The sequence below is a fragment of the Methylobacterium sp. 142-1Y genome (genome assembly GCF_057747795.1).
Map to the genome: position 1 here is coordinate 3,319,187 of NZ_CM173224.1, position 15,239 is coordinate 3,334,425.

Below are 15,239 nucleotides of genomic sequence, written 5' to 3' on the forward strand. Positions count from 1 at the left end.
TCCATAGAGCCTCGAACGAGGAAGCGAGCATTGGGCATCGAGCACAGCCGTTTCGTCGGGCAGTCGGTCGAGCGCGTCGAGGACGCCGCTCTGCTGTCCGGACGCGGACGCTACATCGACGATCTCGGGCACAAGCCCGGTACGCTGCACGCGGCGATCCTGCGCTCCCCTCACGCGCACGCCGACATCCTCGGCCTCGACGCCGACGCGGCCCGCGCGCTCCCGGGCGTGGTCGCGGTGCTCACCGGACACGATCTCGCCGACGTCGCCGGTCCCCTCGTCCCGGCGCTCCGCGCCGCCGTGGACGCACGGGCGATCGCTGTCGACCGGGTGCGCTACGTCGGCGAGCCGGTCGCCGTGGTCGTGGCGCAGGATCGTTACGTCGCCGAGGACGGCTGCGACCTGATCGAGGTCGAGTACCGCGCCCGCCCGGCGATGGTCGATCCGCTGGCAGCGCTGGCCGAGGACGCGCCCGTCCTGCACGAGGGCGTCGGGCAGAACCTCGTCAGCGACCGCGCCTTCAGGTACGGCGACCCGGACGCCGCCTTCGCGCAGGCCCGCCACACCCTCTCGGTGACGGTCCGCTATCCCCGGAACACCGGTTCGCCGATGGAGACCTACGGGGTCGTCGCCGAGTACGACCCGAGCGACGATTCCTACGATCTCCTCGCGAACTTCCAGGGCCCCTTCAGCATCCATGCCGTGGTGGCCCGCGCCCTCAAGGTACCGGGCAACCGCCTGCGGCTGCGCACGCCGCCGGATTCCGGCGGCAGCTTCGGCGTGAAGCAGGGCGTCGCCCCCTACGCGGTCCTGATCTGCGCCGCCGCCCGCAAGGTCGGGCGCCCGGTCAAGTGGATCGAGGACCGGATGGAGCACCTCGCCGCCTCGGTCTCGGCGACGAACCGCGTCACCACCCTGACGGCCGCCTTCGACGGCGAGGGCCGCATCGCTGCCCTCGACTGGGACCAGGTCGAGGATTGCGGCGCCACCCTGCGCGCACCGGAGCCGGCGACCCTGTACCGGATGCACGGCAACATGACCGGCGCCTACGCGATCCGGCACGTGCGCATCCGCAACCGGGTGGTGGTCACCAACAAGACGCCGACCGGCCTCGTGCGCGGCTTCGGCGGCCCGCAGGTCTACTACCCTCTCGAGCGCCTCGTGCAGCGCATCGCCGCGACGCTCGGGCTCGACCCGCTCGACGTGATTCGCCGGAACCTGATCCCGGCGGACGCCTTCCCGTACCGCACCGCGACCGGGGCACTGTACGACTCGGGCGACTATCAGCGCGCCCTCGACGAGGCCGTTCGCGATGGTGGTCTCGACGCTCTGCGCCGCCGTCGCGAGGCGGCGCGGGCGGAGGGCCGGCTCTACGGCATCGGCTTTACCGCCGCGGTCGAGCCCAGCGTCTCGAACATGGGCTACATCACCACGGTGCTGACGGCCGCCGAGCGCGCCAAGGCCGGCCCGAAGAACGGCGCGCAGGCCACCGCCACCGTCACTCTCGATCCGGTCGGCTCGGTGACCGTGCAGGTCGCCTCGGTGCCGCAGGGCCAGGGCCATCGCACCGTTCTCGCCCAGGTCGTGGCCGACGTCTTCGGCATCCCGCTCGATCAGGTCCGGGTGACCACGGATCTCGACACCGCCAAGGACGCGTGGTCGATCGCCTCGGGCAATTATTCGAGCCGCTTCGCCGCCGCGGTCGCCGGGGTGGCCTACCAGGCCGCCACGCGCCTGCGCGACCGGCTCGCCCAGGTGGCGGCGGCCCAGCTCAACGTGCGGGCCGACGACCTCGTCTTCGCGGGCGGCCGCGTAGCGTCGCGGACGAACCCGGACGCCGCGCTGCCCTTCGCGCGCGTCGCCGCGACGAGCCACTGGTCGCCGGGCCTCGTGCCCGACGAGGTCGGCTCCGTCATCCGCGAGACGGCGTTCTGGACGCCGCCGGAGCTGGCAGCACCCGACGAGGGCGATGCCGTCAACTCCTCGCTGTGTCACGGCTTCATCTTCGATTTCTGCGGCGTGGAGGTGGATCGGGCGACGGGCAAGCTCATCATCGACCGCTACGTCTCGATGCACGATTGCGGCCGGATCCTCCACCCTGGCATGGTCGAGGGCCAGGTGCGCGGCGGCTTCGCCCAGGCGCTCGGCGCCGCCGTGTACGAGGAGCTCGCCTACGGCGAGGACGGCGCCTTCCTGTCAGGCACCTTCGCCGATTACCTCTTGCCGACCGCAACCGAGATCCCCGACCTCGTCGTCCTGCATCTCGAGAGTCCCTCTCCTTTCACACCCCTCGGAGCGAAGGGCGTAGGCGAGGGCAACTGCATGTCAACGCCGGTCTGCCTCGCCAATGCGGTGGCGGACGCGCTCGGGATCGACGCTATCGACCTGCCGCTGACGCCCGCCAAGCTCGCCGCGCTCAGCGAGCGCAGCGACGAGCCGGCTCCCCCGCAGGGCCGCACCGTGCAGGCGCAGGCCCGCCCGGGCGACCGGACCATGCGCGGCGAGGGTGAAGCCCGGGTGGCGGCAGCCCCGGAGGCGGTCTGGGCGATGCTGCTCGACCCCGCCGTGCTAACCTCGGTGATCCCGGGCGCGCATGGCGTGCGCAAGCTGTCGGAGACGCATTTCCGAGCCGACGTGACCCTCGGCGTCGGCCCCGTGAAGGGCCGCTACAAGGCCGACATCACGCTCTCGGATCTCGATCCGCCCCGGGCCGCGACGTTGTCGGGCACCGTGACGGGGGCGCTCGGCAACGGCGGCGGCAGCGGGCGGATCACCCTGGCGCCGGACGCCCGAGGCGGGACGCGCATCGGCTACGCCTACGAGGCCTCCGTCGGCGGCAAGGTCGCGGCGGTGGGTGGCCGTCTCCTCGACGGGGCGGCCCGGGTGATCATCGGCGGCTTCTTCTCCGCCCTCGCGCGCCGTGCCGGCGGCGAGTCCCGGCCCGGCCTGCTGCGCCGGCTCCTCGCGCGCCTGGGGGTCTCCGCATGAAGCCCGCCCGCTTCGACTACCTGCGCGCCGCGAGCCTCGACGAGGTTCTGGAGGCGCTGACCCGCCATCGCGACGAGGCCCGCATCGTCGCGGGCGGCCAGTCGCTCGTGCCGATGCTGAACATGCGGCTAACGAAGCCCGCGCTGATCGTCGACCTCATGCGGATCGAGACGCTGCGGTCGCCCCGCCGCGAGAACGGCGCCCTCGTCATCCCGGCGGGCGCGCGGCAGACGCTCCTGCTCGACCGGCCGGGCCTCGCTGACGAGGTGCCGCTCCTGGCCGCAGCCCTCCCCTTCGTCGGCCACGTCCAGACCCGGGCGCGGGGCACCCTGTGCGGCTCCGTCGCCCATGCCGACCCCAGCGCCGAGATCCCGCTCTGCCTCGTCGCCCTCGAGGGCGAGGTGCATCTGCGCTCCGCCAAGCGGGCGCGGCGGGTACGGGCCGACGACTTCTTCGTCGGGATGATGGTGACCGACCGGGCCGACGACGAGCTCGTCGAGGCGATCGCCCTGCCGGTGCGCAGGCCGGGCTCCGGCTACGCCTTCGCGGAGATGGCCCGGCGCCACGGCGATTTCGCCATCGTGGCCTGCGCGGCCGTGGTCGACGGGCAGCGGATGCGCCTCGCGGTGGGCGGCGTCGCCGACCGGCCGACCGCCCGCGACTGGCCGCTCCTAGACGGCGCCGCCCTCGACGACGCCCTCAACGCCCTCGCCTGGGACCTCGGCGCAGGGGACGACGTCCACGCCACTGCCCGCTACCGCCGCAACCTCGTGCGCCGCCTCGGCCGCAAGGTCCTCGAACAGGCCGCAGAGGAGGCCCGCCGATGCCACGGCTAGACGCGACGCGACGCCACGAGGTCGCCTTCACGCTGAACGGCGCCCCCGCCCGGGTCGAGGTCGAACCGCGGACGCTGCTCACCGACGCGCTCCGCCACGGCCTCGGCATGACCGGCACCCATGTCGGCTGCGAGCATGGTGTCTGCGGCGCCTGCACGATCACCATCGACGGGTTGCCCGCCCGCGCCTGCCTGACGCTCGCCGTCGCCGTGGAGGGCAGCGACGTGCGCACCGTCGAAGGGCTGGCGCCGGAACCCGGCCGGCTCGGCGTGCTCCAGGCGGCCTTCCGGCGCCACCACGCCCTGCAATGCGGCTTCTGCACCGCCGGCATCCTGATGTCGCTCGACGCCTACCTGCGGCACCGCCCGCACGCGACGCAGGGAGAGCTCACCGAGGTGATCGGCGGGCATCTCTGCCGCTGCACCGGCTACGCCCCGATCATCGCGGCCGCCGTCGAGGCCGCCGCCCTGCTGCGCGGCGAACCGACCGAGGAGACCCCATCCCATGCTTGACCTTGGCACCAGCTTCCTGGCGAGCGTGTCCCGCGACCCGCGGGGCATCGCCATCGTCGACGGGGAGATCCGCCTCACCTACGCGGAGTGGTATGGGCTGATCTCCTCCGTGGTCGCGGGCCTCGACGCGCTCGGCCTTAAGCCCGGCGACCACCTCGTCACGGTGCTGCAGAACCGCCTGGAAGCGGCGACGCTCCACTGGGCCTGCCAGTTCGCCGGCCTCGTGCTCACGCCGGTCAACTGGCGGGCGAATCCCGACGAGATCGACTTCGTGGTCGAGAACGCGGAGGCGAAGGCGGTCGCTTACGAGGGCGTCTCGGCCGCGAGCGTGCGGGCGAGTGCCGCCGCCCGCCTCTGCCCGCGCATCGTCGTCGGCGTGGAGCCCGAGCCCGGCGAGACGCGCTTTGCCGACCTCGCCGCCGTGCCGGCCGAGCCGGTCGCGCCACGGGCCGATGCCGAGGCGGTCTCGCTGATGCTCTACACGTCGGGCACCACGGCGAAACCCAAGGGCGTGCCGCGCCGCCACCGCACGGAGCGCGCCGCCGCCCTCGCCCACGTGGCCCAGAACCTCTATGGCCGCGGCGAGCGGACCCTCGGCGTCATGCCGCTCTACCACACGATGGGGGTGCGCTCGCTGCTCGCCATGTCGCTCATCGGTGGCACCTTCGTGTGCCTGCCGCGCTTCGACGTGGCGGGCGCGCTGCGTCTGATCGCGGCTGAGAGGGTGACGAACCTCTACCTCGTGCCGACGCTCTACCACGACCTCGTCCACCATCCGGACTTCGCCGCGACCGACACGTCGTCGGTGCGCAAGCTCGGCTTCGCGGGCGCGCCGATGACGGACGGCCTCCTCGGCCGGCTGACCGAGGCGTTCCGGCCGGACCTCTTCGTCAACCATTACGGCTCGTCGGAGGTCTACACCTTCACGATCAACCAGGACGCCGCGGTGAAGCCCGGCTCGGCGGGGCGGGCCGGCCTCAACACCCTGGTGCGGATCGTCCCGCTCGCGGCCACCGATCCGCACGCGGCCGCCGCCCCCGGCGAGGAGGGCGAGATCGCCGTGATCGCGCGCGGCGACGAGGCCTTCGAGGGCTACTGGCGCCGCCCGGAGGCCGACGCGAAGGCGTTCCGCGACGGCTGGTACTTCACGGGCGACACCGGCTTCATGGACGGCGATGGCGACGTGTTCGTGACCGGCCGGGTCGATGACATGATCATCACGGGCGGGGAGAACGTCTCTCCGGTCGAGATCGAGAGCTGCCTGTCGCTGCACCCGGCCGTCTCGGAGATCGCCGTGGTCGGCCTGCCCGACGAGCGCTGGGGGAAGGTGGTCACCGCCTTCGTCAAGCGCCGTGCGTCCGTCGACGAAGCCGATCTCGACGCGCATTGCCGCGCGGCCGGGCTGCCGAGCCACAAGCTCCCACGCGCCTACGTGTTCGTCGCCGCGATCCCGAAATCCCCGGTCGGCAAGCTCCTGCGCCGCCAGCTCGTCGCGGGCGCGTACGAGGCAGAGGCGGCGAGCGACCCCTCCGCCGCCGCCTGACGCAATTCCCTCCCCCCCAAAGGCCTTGTCTCCAAGGTCAACGAGAGAGTGACCCCATGACCAGTGATTCCCGGACCAGCGACCCCCGGCTTTCCAACCTCGACGGCTTCCGCGTCGAAATCGACCCCGCCCGTGAACGCGCCGACGTCATCCTGGCCCGCCCGCCCATGAACGTGATCGAGATGCCCCAACGTGACCAGATCCGGAAGGTGTTCGAGGCCCTCGACGAAGATGACCGCGTCCGCGTGATCGTGCTGCGCGCCGAGGGCGAACACTTCTCCTCCGGCGGCTACATCAAGGGCTTCCTCGACGCCTCGCCCGAGCATGTCTCCAAGCTCGCCTGGAACATGGCGGCGCCGGCCCGCTGTGCCAAGCCCGTGATCGCGGCCAACCGCGGCTATACGTTCGGCGTTGGCTTCGAGATCTCGCTCGCCTGCGACTTCCGCATCGTCTCGGAGACCTGCCGGTACGCGTTGCCCGAGCAGAAGCTCGGCCAGATCCCAGGCTCCGGGGGCTCAGCCCGCCTGCAGAAGATCGTCGGCATCACCCGCACCAAGGATATCGTGATGCGCTCGAAGCGCATTCCCGGCCGGCAGGCGCTGGAATGGGGGATCGCCACCGAGTGCGTGCCGGACGGCGAACTCGAAGCCGCCGTCGACGCGCTGGTGGAGGAGCTGCGCGGCTTCTCGCCCATCGCCCAGCGCACGGCCAAGAAGCTCCTCAACGACACCGAGGACTCGACCCTCTCGATCGCCATCGAACTCGAGGGCCACTGCTACAGCCGCCTGCGCCAGTCCGACGACTTCCGCGAGGGCGTCGAGGCCTTCCACGCCAAGCGCAAGCCGAGCTTCCGCGGCTCGTAGCGCTGCCCCGCCCCAGCCGGCGACAAGAACCAGCGCCAGGAACCAGCGCCAAGAGGCGGCCGGGCGGCCCCGAAATCGACCCTCATGACCATCGGAAGGCCCGGCCGCACCGGCCGGGCCAACGATGCCGCGTGCCCAAAGGAGGAAACCCGATGTCCGCCGCCACCACGATTCCCGTGTCCGAGGCCTTGCCCAAGCCGACGACCCGCCAGACCGCCACCGCCGCCATGGCCTCGCTGTTCGGATGGGGCCTCGACCTGTTCGACCTCTTCATCCTGCTCTACGTTGCTCCCGTCATCGGGACACTGTTCTTCCCCGCCGACAAGCCGATGCTGTCGCTTGCGGGCGCCTACGCATCATTCGCCGTCACGCTGCTGATCCGTCCCCTCGGCTCGGCCCTGTTCGGGTCCTACGCCGATCGCCTCGGCCGGCGGCGCGCGCTGATGATCGCCGTGGTCGGGGTCGGCGTCTCGACCGCGGCCTTCGGGCTCCTGCCCACGGTCGGTCAGATCGGCTGGGCCGCTACGGCGATCTTCCTCGCATTCCGCCTGATCCAAGGCATCTTCGTCGGCGGCGTGGTCGCGGCCTCGCACACGATCGGTACCGAATCCGTCCCCGAGCGGTGGCGCGGCCTGATGTCGGGCGCAGTCGGCGGCGGCGGCGCGGCGATCGGCGGGTTACTGGCCTCGCTGGTCTTCTACGTGATCTCCCTGCTGGCACCCGGCGAGGCCTTCGCCTCCTGGGGCTGGCGGGCGATGTTCTTCTCGGGGCTCCTGACCTCGGCCGTCGGCCTGGTCCTGTTCCGCAACCTTGAGGAATCGCCGATCTTCCGACAGCTCCAGGCGGAGAAGTCGGCGCGCCGCGCCGGGGCACCCGTGGTCGCCTCGCCGGTGCGTGCCCTGTTCTCGGCCGAGTACATCAGGGCCTTCCTGGTCTCGACCCTGATCTCGTTCGGCGGTGGCGCAGCCTACTATCTCACCTCCGGCTACCTGCCGACCTACCTCAAGCTCGTGAATGGCGTTCCGAATGCGACCGCGTCGATGATGCTCATCGCCGCCAACGTCGCCGCCGCATTCGGCGCCTGCGCGCTCGGCGAACTGAGTCAGCGCATCGGACGCCGATCGAGCTTCCTGCTCATGGGCGCAGTGCGACTGGTGGCCTTCCCGGCGCTCTTCCTCGCCATGGCCCAGACCACCGACACTGCGCTCCTCACAGTCTACGTCATGCTCCTGTCCCTCATCGCCAACGCGAGCTACGGCCCGCTGCTGATCTTTCTCAACGAGAAGTTCCCGACCGCTTTGCGCGCCACCGGCACCGGCCTGACCTGGAACGTCGGCTTCGCGCTGGGCGGCATGCTGCCGACGCTGGTGTCGCTGGCGGTCGACGGTCCCGGCCAGATCCCGATGATGCTCGCGATCTTCACGACCGCCGTCACCGCCGTCTACCTCGTTGGCGCCTTCATGACGGAGGAGACGCGGGGCAACCTCGAGCGCATCTGAGCGCTCCCTTCTCTGCAGACTTGTACCTGCCGCTGATCCCGGGACCGGCCAGGGCATACCTGGCCGGTCACTCCCGTTTCCGAAGGAATGTGCGATGGACGCCCACGCGCTCTGGGCCTTTGCCCTTGCTCTCTATGGCCGTCCGGGGGCCGCGCCGGCCTGCCTCGCCCTCCAGGACGAAGCGGCGGCGGACGTGACACTCGTGCTCTACCTGATCTGGTGCGCGGAGACTGGCCGGCCTCTCAATGCAGAAGCGGTCCGGTCGGCCGACGCCGCCGTCGCGCCGTGGCGCGCAGCCGTGGTCGCACCGCTCAGAGCCGTGCGCAGGGCCATGAAGGCGCCCCTCCTGCCCGGCCTCGCGACAGAGTCGCTACGGGACAGGATCAAGGCCTCGGAAATTGAGGCGGAGCGCCTCGCCCTGGTAATACTCGCGGGGCGCGCGCCCGCTCCGGAGCCGTCCGCTCCCGAGCCCCTCGCAGCGGCAAACCGATACCTCGACCTTTACGCCGTTCATCTCGGCCGGCCCCTGCCGCGAGTCCCCCGCGAGGCGCTGCTCCGGGCTTTGGCAGAAGCATGACCTCAAGAACTGGCGTCGCGCCAGCGCCGGACCCGCCCGGATTCGATCTCGAAGAGGTCGAGTACCCGGCCGAGCGTGTGGTCGATCATCTCGGCGAGGCTCTCGGGCCGCGCGTAGAAGGCAGGGACCGGAGGCGCGATGATCGCCCCCATCTCCGACAGGGCCGTCATGGTGCGCAGGTGGCCAGTATGCAGGGGGGTCTCTCGCACCATGAGGACGAGACGGCGCCGCTCCTTCAGCACCACGTCCGCGGCCCGGGTCAGCAGGCCAGAGGTCACGCCGGTGGCGATCTCAGCCATACTGCGCATCGAGCATGGCGCCACGACCATGCCGCGGGTGCGGAAGGAACCGGAGGAGATCGCCGCGCCAATATCGGCCTGCGCGTACGTCCGGGCGGCCAGTACGCGCACCTCTGAGACCTTGAGGTCGGTCTCGTGGGCGAGCGTCACCTCGGCCGAGCGCGACATCACGAGATGTGCCGGAATGTCGAGGTCGCGCAGGATCTCCAGCAGGCGGATCCCATAGATCACGCCCGAGGCCCCCGAGATGCCGACCACCAGGGGCAGGTTCGTCACGGCACTGTACCCTCGACGAGGCCCGGCGCCTGATAGATGTGTTTCAGTTCCGTGAAGTCATGGACTGCGTCGTAGCTGTGCAAGCGCCCCAGGCCGCTCTGCCGGTAACCGCCGGTTTCGGCTTCGGCGAACAGCTTGTTGTGGTCGTTGATCCAGACCGTGCCGTTGCGCAGCGCCCGGGCCACCCGCAGCGCCCGCGCCCCGTCGCGGGTCCAGACGCTGGCGGAGAGACCGAACATGGTATCGTTCGCCCGCGCCACCGCCTCGGCCTCGGTGTCGAAGGCTTCGAGCACTACGAAGGGCCCGAAGATCTCCTCCTGCACGAAGTCCGCATGCGGATCGTCGTGCGCGACGAGGGCCGGCGTGAGGAAGGCGCCACGCGCCCTCGCCTCGTCGGGAATCGTGGCCCGCAGCAGCACCCGGTCGGCCGCTGCGCAGGCTGCCTCCATCCGGGCCGCGACCGCGTCGCGGCTCGCCCGGTCGATCAGCGGGCCCATCTGCGTGCCAGCCTCGAGGCCCGGTCCGACCCGCAGGTCGGCCAGGGCAGCGGTCAGAGCGTCGCGCATCGCGGGCAGCCCCGCACGGTGGACGAGGACGCGCCGCGCAGCGGTACATTGCTGACCCGAGATGACCGTCGCGGCGGCGGCAAGCTTGCGCGCGACGTCGCCGATCTCCGCGTCGGGGAAAACGAGGCAGGCGGATTTTCCCCCGAGTTCCAGCGAGAGCTTCTTCATGCTGTCGGCGGCGGCCCGCATGATCGCCTTGCCGGTCGCCGTCGAACCGGTGAAGCTTAGGACGTCGACGTCGTGCGACACCGACAGGTGCTGGGCACCTGCGTGCCCGGTCTCGACCACAACGTTGACGACGCCCGGCGGCAGCCCGGGGGCGGTCAAGAGCGGCGCCATCAGGGCCGCGTTGAACACTGCCGTCTGCGCGGCGGGCTTGACGACGGTGGTGCAGCCCGCGGCCAGCGCCGGAGCGAGCGAGCGGACGAGCAGCACCGCGGGCGCGTTCCACGGCACGATGATGCCGGCGACGCCGGCCGGCTCGCGCTGCATGGTCGAGAGCACGCCGGGCTCGGGTTCCAGTACGTGGCCCGGTATGTGGCGGGCGAGGCCCGCGTAGTAGAGGATCTCGGAAATCGCGCCCGCGAGTTCCCCGCGCGCCTGCGCGAGCGGCTTGCCGTTGTCGCGGGTCAGGAGTTCGGCGAGGGGCTCCTTGCCGGTTTCGAGCGCGGCCGCCCAGTGCAGCAGCACCGTTTGCCGCAACCGAGGCGACGACGCCCAGATGCCCCGGTCGAAGGCCCGTCGCGCGGCGGCGACGGCTGCTTCGGCCTCCCGGGCGCCACCCTGCGCGAGGTGGCCGACCCGCTCGCCGCTCGCCGGATCGAGGCTGTCCGCCTCCGGCTGGCCGTAGGCCTCCCCGTCGATCCAGTGGCGTGCCACCGCGTCCATGCCTGCTTCCCCGCTCTCTGATGTGCGTCCCGGGCCTGGGCGCCGGGTTGGGGCGGAATGGTAGGGTTGAGGGTGTTTTCCTGTCGAATAAGGATGGATGATGCGGGCGATCAGCGGGACGTCGGTTCGCCGGTCAGGGACCCGTGACGATATGGGCCTGGAGTGCGGCCGCTGCTGCCGACAGCTCCTCGCCAAGGATCTCGACGAAGCGCATCGCCGCGGGGGTGAGCGGGTATTTTGGGTGATGGATGATGACGAGCTGGCGGGTGATCCGCGGCGCCACGATGCGGTAGGCCTTGAGCGAGCCCTCAACGAGCTGCCGGCTCACCGCGATGCTGGGAAGGACCGTGAAGCGGTTCGAGCGCGCGACGAAATCCGCGATCGCGGAGGGCAGGTCGAGTTCGATCTGGGGGCTCAAGGTGATGTCCTCCGCGCCGACCCGCCGGTCGAGTTCCAGGCGTAGACCGTGGCGGGCCGAGGGCAGGACGAGGTCGAGTCCGACGAGATCGCGCGTGCGCACCGGCATGGGGATCGGCAGCGGCGTCGCGCTCGCGCCCACCACCACCATCTCTTCATCGAGAAGTGGCTCCATCATCAGGCCGAGGCGGCGGTTGGGCTTGTTGATCACCGCCAGGTCGAGGCTGCCGTCGCCAACGCCGTCGATGAAGGTCGAGGAATAGCCGTCCGCCAGAGACAGTTCCACCTGCGGGTAGGTAGCGGCGAAGCGCGCCAGCACGCTCGGCACCACGCTCATCGAGAGCGACGACAGGATGCCTGCGGTCACCCGCCCCGACACGCTCTGGGAGAGCTGCGCCATCGTGGCCCGGGCCTCGGCAACGTCGCGTAGGATCGGCTGCACGAGCCGGTGCAGCAGCCGGCCTGCGGCGGTCGGCACCATTGCCTTAGGTTGCCGCTCGAAGAGCCGCTGATCCAGTTCGCGCTCGAGCTTGGCGATCTGCATGCTGAGTGCTGGTTGCACCACGTTCATCCGCTGCGCCGCGCGCGTCACGCTGCCTTCCTCGAACAGAGCGACGAAGTAGGAGATCTGGCGCAAATCCACGTGCGGAATCCTGGCTTCCGGCGGTGCTCCAGTGCGGCGGTCGGCCGTCGAAAACACGCCGTATCACAGGAGCATAAGCCTGCTGCCACGGCAATTCAGACCGCCTGATCGGCCCCATCAGCAATCCTTATTTCAGTCCGTCGCCGCAGCAGCCTAACGAGACGGGACGACGGCGCCCCGCGCGGGCCGCGACCGGGAGGACAACATGAGCGTGCCGGCCCCAACCCGATCCCTGCGCGACTGGCTCGCCCGCCTCGGGCAGAGCGGGCGCCTCAGCGTGACACGGCCGGGCATCGGGCTTCGCCACGAGGCCGCGGCGGTGGCGAACCGGCTTGACGGGCGCAGCGCCACTCTGTTTCCCCGCCCCGACGGTCAGGACGGCACCATCGTCTCGGGCCTCGTCTCCAGCCGGGCCTGGATGGCCGAAGCGCTCGGGACGACGGAGGACCGCCTCGTCGCGCATGTCCAGCAGGCCTGTGCGGCGCCGCTGCCCTGGCGCGAGCGTGAGACCGGGCCCGCCCAGAGCATCGTCTACCGCACCGACATCGATCTCCTGCGGATGCTGCCCGTGCCGACGCTCAACGAGCACGATGGAGGTCCCTACATCTCGGCGGGGCTGATGATCTCGCGCGATCCCGAGACCGGCGCGCAGAACGTCGCCATCCTGCGCTGCCAGATCAACGGGCCCGACCGCATCGGCGTTCTCGTGCTGCCGCGCCACACCGATCATTTCTACCGCCGCGCCGAAGCCGCCGGCCGCGGCCTGGAGGTCGCGCTCGTCGTGGGCGTCGATCCCGCCTGCCTGCTCGCCTCCCAGGCGATCGTGCCGCTCGGCCAGGACGAACTCGAGATCGCCGGTGCGCTCACGGGCGTTCCCCTCGACGTGGTGAAGTGCCTCACGAACGATGTGCGCGTGCCGGCAGAAGCCGAGATCGTGATCGAGGGGAGAATCCTGCCGGAGCTGCGCGAGCCGGAGGGGCCGTTCGGCGAGTTCCCGCAATATTACGGCGAGCGGGCCGAGCGCCACGTCATGCAGGTCGACGCCGTCACCCACCGCGAGCGGCCGCTCTTCCACATGATCGTCGGAGGCGGACTCGAGCACCTGCTGCTCGGGGCAATCCCCCGCGAGGCCACGATCCTGGCAACCCTCAAGCGTAGTTTCCCAGGGGTCGAGGACGTCCATCTCTCCCTCGGCGGGGTTGGCCGCTACCACCTCTACGTGAAACTGCGCAAGACGCAGGAGGGCGAGGCCAAGAACGTCCTGCTTGGCGCCTTCGCGGCCCATTACGACATCAAGCACGCGGTCGTCGTCGATATGGACGTGGACATCCACGATCCGAAGGAGGTCGAGTGGGCGGTCGCCACCCGCTTCCAGGCCGACCGCGACCTCGTGGTGGTCGCGCATTCGCAGGGCTCGAAGCTCGACCCGTCCGCACGCGAGGGCGTGGGCGCCAAGATGGGCCTCGACGCCACGGCACCGCTGGACGCGCCGCCGATGAAGTTCACCCGCATCCGCGTGCCAGGCCAGGCCGAGCTCGACCTCGCGGCCGTGGTCGTGCCGGATGCGGACTGGCGCGCGGTACTCGGGGGCTGATGCGCATGAGCGAACTGCCCCATGAGGTCGATGTGCTCGTTGTCGGCGGCGGCTCGGCCGGCTGCGTCCTCGCCAAACGTCTCTCGGCCGATCCGAACCGGCGGGTGCTTCTCGTCGAGGCCGGCTGCGACACGCCCCCAGGACAGGTGCCGGCCGAGATCCTCGACAGCTACCCGATGCCGCTGTTCTTCGGCGACACCTACATCTGGCCCGGCCTCGACGCGGCCGTCACCCGCGGGGCCGATGGGCGGATCCGGCGCCGGGCCTACGAGCAGGGCCGCGTGATGGGCGGCTCGTCGAGCATCAACGTGCAGGCGGCCAACCGCGGTCTCCCGCGCGACTACGACGCCTGGGCGGCGGCCGGGGCGAGGGGCTGGGGCTGGGACGACGTCCTGCCCTACTTCCGCAAGCTCGAGACCGACCTCGACTGCGACGGCCCGCTGCACGGGCGCGACGGCCCCCTGCCGATCCGACGCATCCTCGAACCGGCCTGGCCGCCCTTCGCACACGCGGTTGCGACGGCTCTCGACGCGACCGGCCTGCCGCGGCGCCTCGATCAGAACGGCGAATTCGAGGACGGGATCTTCCCGCCGGCCTTCTCCAACCGGGATGACGCCAGGGTTTCCTCTGCCGCGGCCTATCTCGACGCGCCCACGCGGGCGCGCGGGAACCTCGTCATCGCTGCGCACACGCAGGTCACCGACCTGGTGTTCGACGGACGGCGCGCCGTCGGCGCGCAGCTGCGCCAAGCGGACGGACGCGAGCAGCGCGTGGCGGCGCGGGAGGTGGTAGTCTGCGCAGGCGCGTTGCAATCGCCGGTCCTGCTCCTGCGGGCCGGGATCGGACCCGCAGAACACCTGCGTACCTGCGGCGTGACCGTCCTCGCGGACCGGCCCGGGGTCGGCGAGAACCTGCGCGATCACCCAGCCCTGACCATCGCGCAGTACCTGCCCCGTCGGCTTCGCCTGCCGCTGAGCTACAGACGGGCGAGCTTCGTCGCCCTGCGCTCCTCCTCCGGCCTGCCGGGCGGTACACCCTCCGACATGTACCTCACCGCCTCCGCCCGCGGCGGCTGGCACGCGCTCGGGGCGAGCCTCGCCCTCTATTTCCTATGGGTGAACCAGCCGCACTCGATCGGGCGGCTGCGCCTCAACCCGGCCGATCCGGCGGGCCGTCCGGACGTCGACCTCGGCCTCCTGTCGGACCCGCGCGATCTCGAACGGCTGGCGACGGGCCTGCGCGACCTCGTTGCGCTCGTGGTCTCGCCGCAGCTCAACCCGGATCCCGCGGCGATCTTCCCGGCGAGCTTCACGCCTGCGATCAAGCGGCTCAGCCGGGTTACGCCTCGCAACCGGCGCGTCACTGCCCTGCTGGCCCGGCTCCTCGACGGTCCTGCCCCCTTGCGCCGGCTGATGCTACGCGCCGTGTCCGGCGGGGTCGATCTCGGCCGGATCGCTGCCGACGACGCAGCCCTGCGGGACTTCGTGCGCGAGACGGTCTTCGGCGTGTGGCATGCGAGCGGCACCTGCCGCATGGGCGATTCCACCGACAGGGGTGCGGTGGTCGATCCGACCGGGCGGGTGATCGGCGTCGAAGGGCTCTCCGTCGCGGACGCCTCGGTAATGCCGAGCTTGCCGAGTGCCAATACCAACGTGCCGACCATCATGATCGGCGAGAAGATCGCCGATCACCTCGTCGCGCAGCTGGGAGCTGGGGCCTGAGGCCGCCGGCCACCCGG

12 protein-coding genes are annotated in these 15,239 nt (G+C 71.0%); 9 read left to right on the forward strand and 3 right to left on the reverse strand.

The window, feature by feature from the left end:
* Positions 1 to 30: 30 nt before the first annotated feature.
* The 7 genes from AC3AOF_RS15060 (at position 31) to AC3AOF_RS15090 (ending at position 8,818) form a co-directional block, all read left to right on the forward strand.
* The gene (locus AC3AOF_RS15060) at positions 31 to 2,988 is read left to right on the forward strand and encodes a xanthine dehydrogenase family protein molybdopterin-binding subunit (protein WP_488345772.1); all 2,958 of its coding nucleotides are present in this window, start codon (positions 31 to 33) and stop codon (positions 2,986 to 2,988) included.
* On the forward strand, positions 2,985 to 3,824 hold the full coding sequence (locus AC3AOF_RS15065; protein WP_488345773.1) for an FAD binding domain-containing protein: 840 nt from the start codon (positions 2,985 to 2,987) through the stop codon (positions 3,822 to 3,824). Before AC3AOF_RS15060 ends, AC3AOF_RS15065 begins: the two co-directional genes overlap by 4 nt.
* Entirely contained in the window at positions 3,812 to 4,336 is a 525-nt protein-coding gene (locus AC3AOF_RS15070) for a (2Fe-2S)-binding protein (RefSeq protein WP_091887001.1), read from the forward strand. The genes AC3AOF_RS15065 and AC3AOF_RS15070 overlap by 13 nt, the downstream gene beginning before the upstream one ends.
* Positions 4,329 to 5,879, forward strand: coding sequence for an AMP-binding protein (locus AC3AOF_RS15075; RefSeq protein WP_488345774.1), 1,551 nt, complete (start codon positions 4,329 to 4,331; stop codon positions 5,877 to 5,879). The genes AC3AOF_RS15070 and AC3AOF_RS15075 overlap by 8 nt, the downstream gene beginning before the upstream one ends.
* Before the next feature lie 56 nt (positions 5,880 to 5,935).
* A complete protein-coding gene (locus AC3AOF_RS15080; RefSeq protein ID WP_091886997.1) occupies positions 5,936 to 6,742 on the forward strand; it encodes an enoyl-CoA hydratase/isomerase family protein in 807 nt (268 codons plus the stop codon).
* A 152-nt stretch (positions 6,743 to 6,894) separates the two neighbouring features.
* The gene (locus AC3AOF_RS15085) at positions 6,895 to 8,241 is read left to right on the forward strand and encodes an MFS transporter (protein ID WP_048427916.1); all 1,347 of its coding nucleotides are present in this window, start codon (positions 6,895 to 6,897) and stop codon (positions 8,239 to 8,241) included.
* A 94-nt stretch (positions 8,242 to 8,335) separates the two neighbouring features.
* Positions 8,336 to 8,818: a TIGR02444 family protein gene (locus AC3AOF_RS15090; RefSeq protein ID WP_488345775.1), complete on the forward strand. Its 483-nt coding sequence runs from the start codon at positions 8,336 to 8,338 to the stop codon at positions 8,816 to 8,818.
* Between the two features lie 2 nt (positions 8,819 to 8,820).
* Here the strand turns inward: AC3AOF_RS15090 and AC3AOF_RS15095 are convergent, their stop codons facing one another.
* The 3 genes from AC3AOF_RS15095 to AC3AOF_RS15105 form a co-directional block, all read right to left on the reverse strand.
* Positions 8,821 to 9,393 carry a UbiX family flavin prenyltransferase gene (locus AC3AOF_RS15095; protein ID WP_048436754.1) on the reverse strand — a complete coding sequence of 191 codons (573 nt, stop codon included), beginning with the start codon at positions 9,391 to 9,393 and terminating at the stop codon, positions 8,821 to 8,823.
* Positions 9,390 to 10,847: an aldehyde dehydrogenase family protein gene (locus tag AC3AOF_RS15100; protein ID WP_488345776.1), complete on the reverse strand. Its 1,458-nt coding sequence runs from the start codon at positions 10,845 to 10,847 to the stop codon at positions 9,390 to 9,392. The genes AC3AOF_RS15095 and AC3AOF_RS15100 overlap by 4 nt, the downstream gene beginning before the upstream one ends.
* 133 nt (positions 10,848 to 10,980) lie before the next feature.
* Entirely contained in the window at positions 10,981 to 11,907 is a 927-nt protein-coding gene (locus AC3AOF_RS15105) for a LysR family transcriptional regulator (RefSeq protein ID WP_488345777.1), read from the reverse strand.
* Positions 11,908 to 12,112: 205 nt separating this feature from the next.
* Between AC3AOF_RS15105 and AC3AOF_RS15110 the strand changes: the two genes are divergently transcribed.
* Both AC3AOF_RS15110 and AC3AOF_RS15115 read left to right on the forward strand, forming a co-directional pair.
* Positions 12,113 to 13,501, forward strand: coding sequence for a UbiD family decarboxylase (locus AC3AOF_RS15110; protein ID WP_488345778.1), 1,389 nt, complete (start codon positions 12,113 to 12,115; stop codon positions 13,499 to 13,501).
* Positions 13,502 to 13,506: 5 nt separating this feature from the next.
* Positions 13,507 to 15,222 carry a GMC family oxidoreductase gene (locus tag AC3AOF_RS15115; RefSeq protein WP_200601933.1) on the forward strand — a complete coding sequence of 572 codons (1,716 nt, stop codon included), beginning with the start codon at positions 13,507 to 13,509 and terminating at the stop codon, positions 15,220 to 15,222.
* Positions 15,223 to 15,239 lie beyond the last annotated feature (17 nt).

What these genes read in the sequence shown, in the direction of transcription:
- AC3AOF_RS15075 (WP_488345774.1), top strand. Translation starts at nt 4,329, where the DNA reads ATGCTTGACCTTGGCACCAGCTTCCTGGCGAGCGTGTCCCGCGACCCG.
- AC3AOF_RS15115 (WP_200601933.1), top strand. Translation starts at nt 13,507, where the DNA reads ATGAGCGAACTGCCCCATGAGGTCGATGTGCTCGTTGTCGGCGGCGGC.
- AC3AOF_RS15100 (WP_488345776.1), bottom strand. Translation starts at nt 10,847, where the DNA reads ATGGACGCGGTGGCACGCCACTGGATCGACGGGGAGGCCTACGGCCAG.
- AC3AOF_RS15065 (WP_488345773.1), top strand. Translation starts at nt 2,985, where the DNA reads ATGAAGCCCGCCCGCTTCGACTACCTGCGCGCCGCGAGCCTCGACGAG.
- AC3AOF_RS15080 (WP_091886997.1), top strand. Translation starts at nt 5,936, where the DNA reads ATGACCAGTGATTCCCGGACCAGCGACCCCCGGCTTTCCAACCTCGAC.
- AC3AOF_RS15090 (WP_488345775.1), top strand. Translation starts at nt 8,336, where the DNA reads ATGGACGCCCACGCGCTCTGGGCCTTTGCCCTTGCTCTCTATGGCCGT.
- AC3AOF_RS15085 (WP_048427916.1), top strand. Translation starts at nt 6,895, where the DNA reads ATGTCCGCCGCCACCACGATTCCCGTGTCCGAGGCCTTGCCCAAGCCG.
- AC3AOF_RS15110 (WP_488345778.1), top strand. Translation starts at nt 12,113, where the DNA reads ATGAGCGTGCCGGCCCCAACCCGATCCCTGCGCGACTGGCTCGCCCGC.
- AC3AOF_RS15070 (WP_091887001.1), top strand. Translation starts at nt 3,812, where the DNA reads ATGCCACGGCTAGACGCGACGCGACGCCACGAGGTCGCCTTCACGCTG.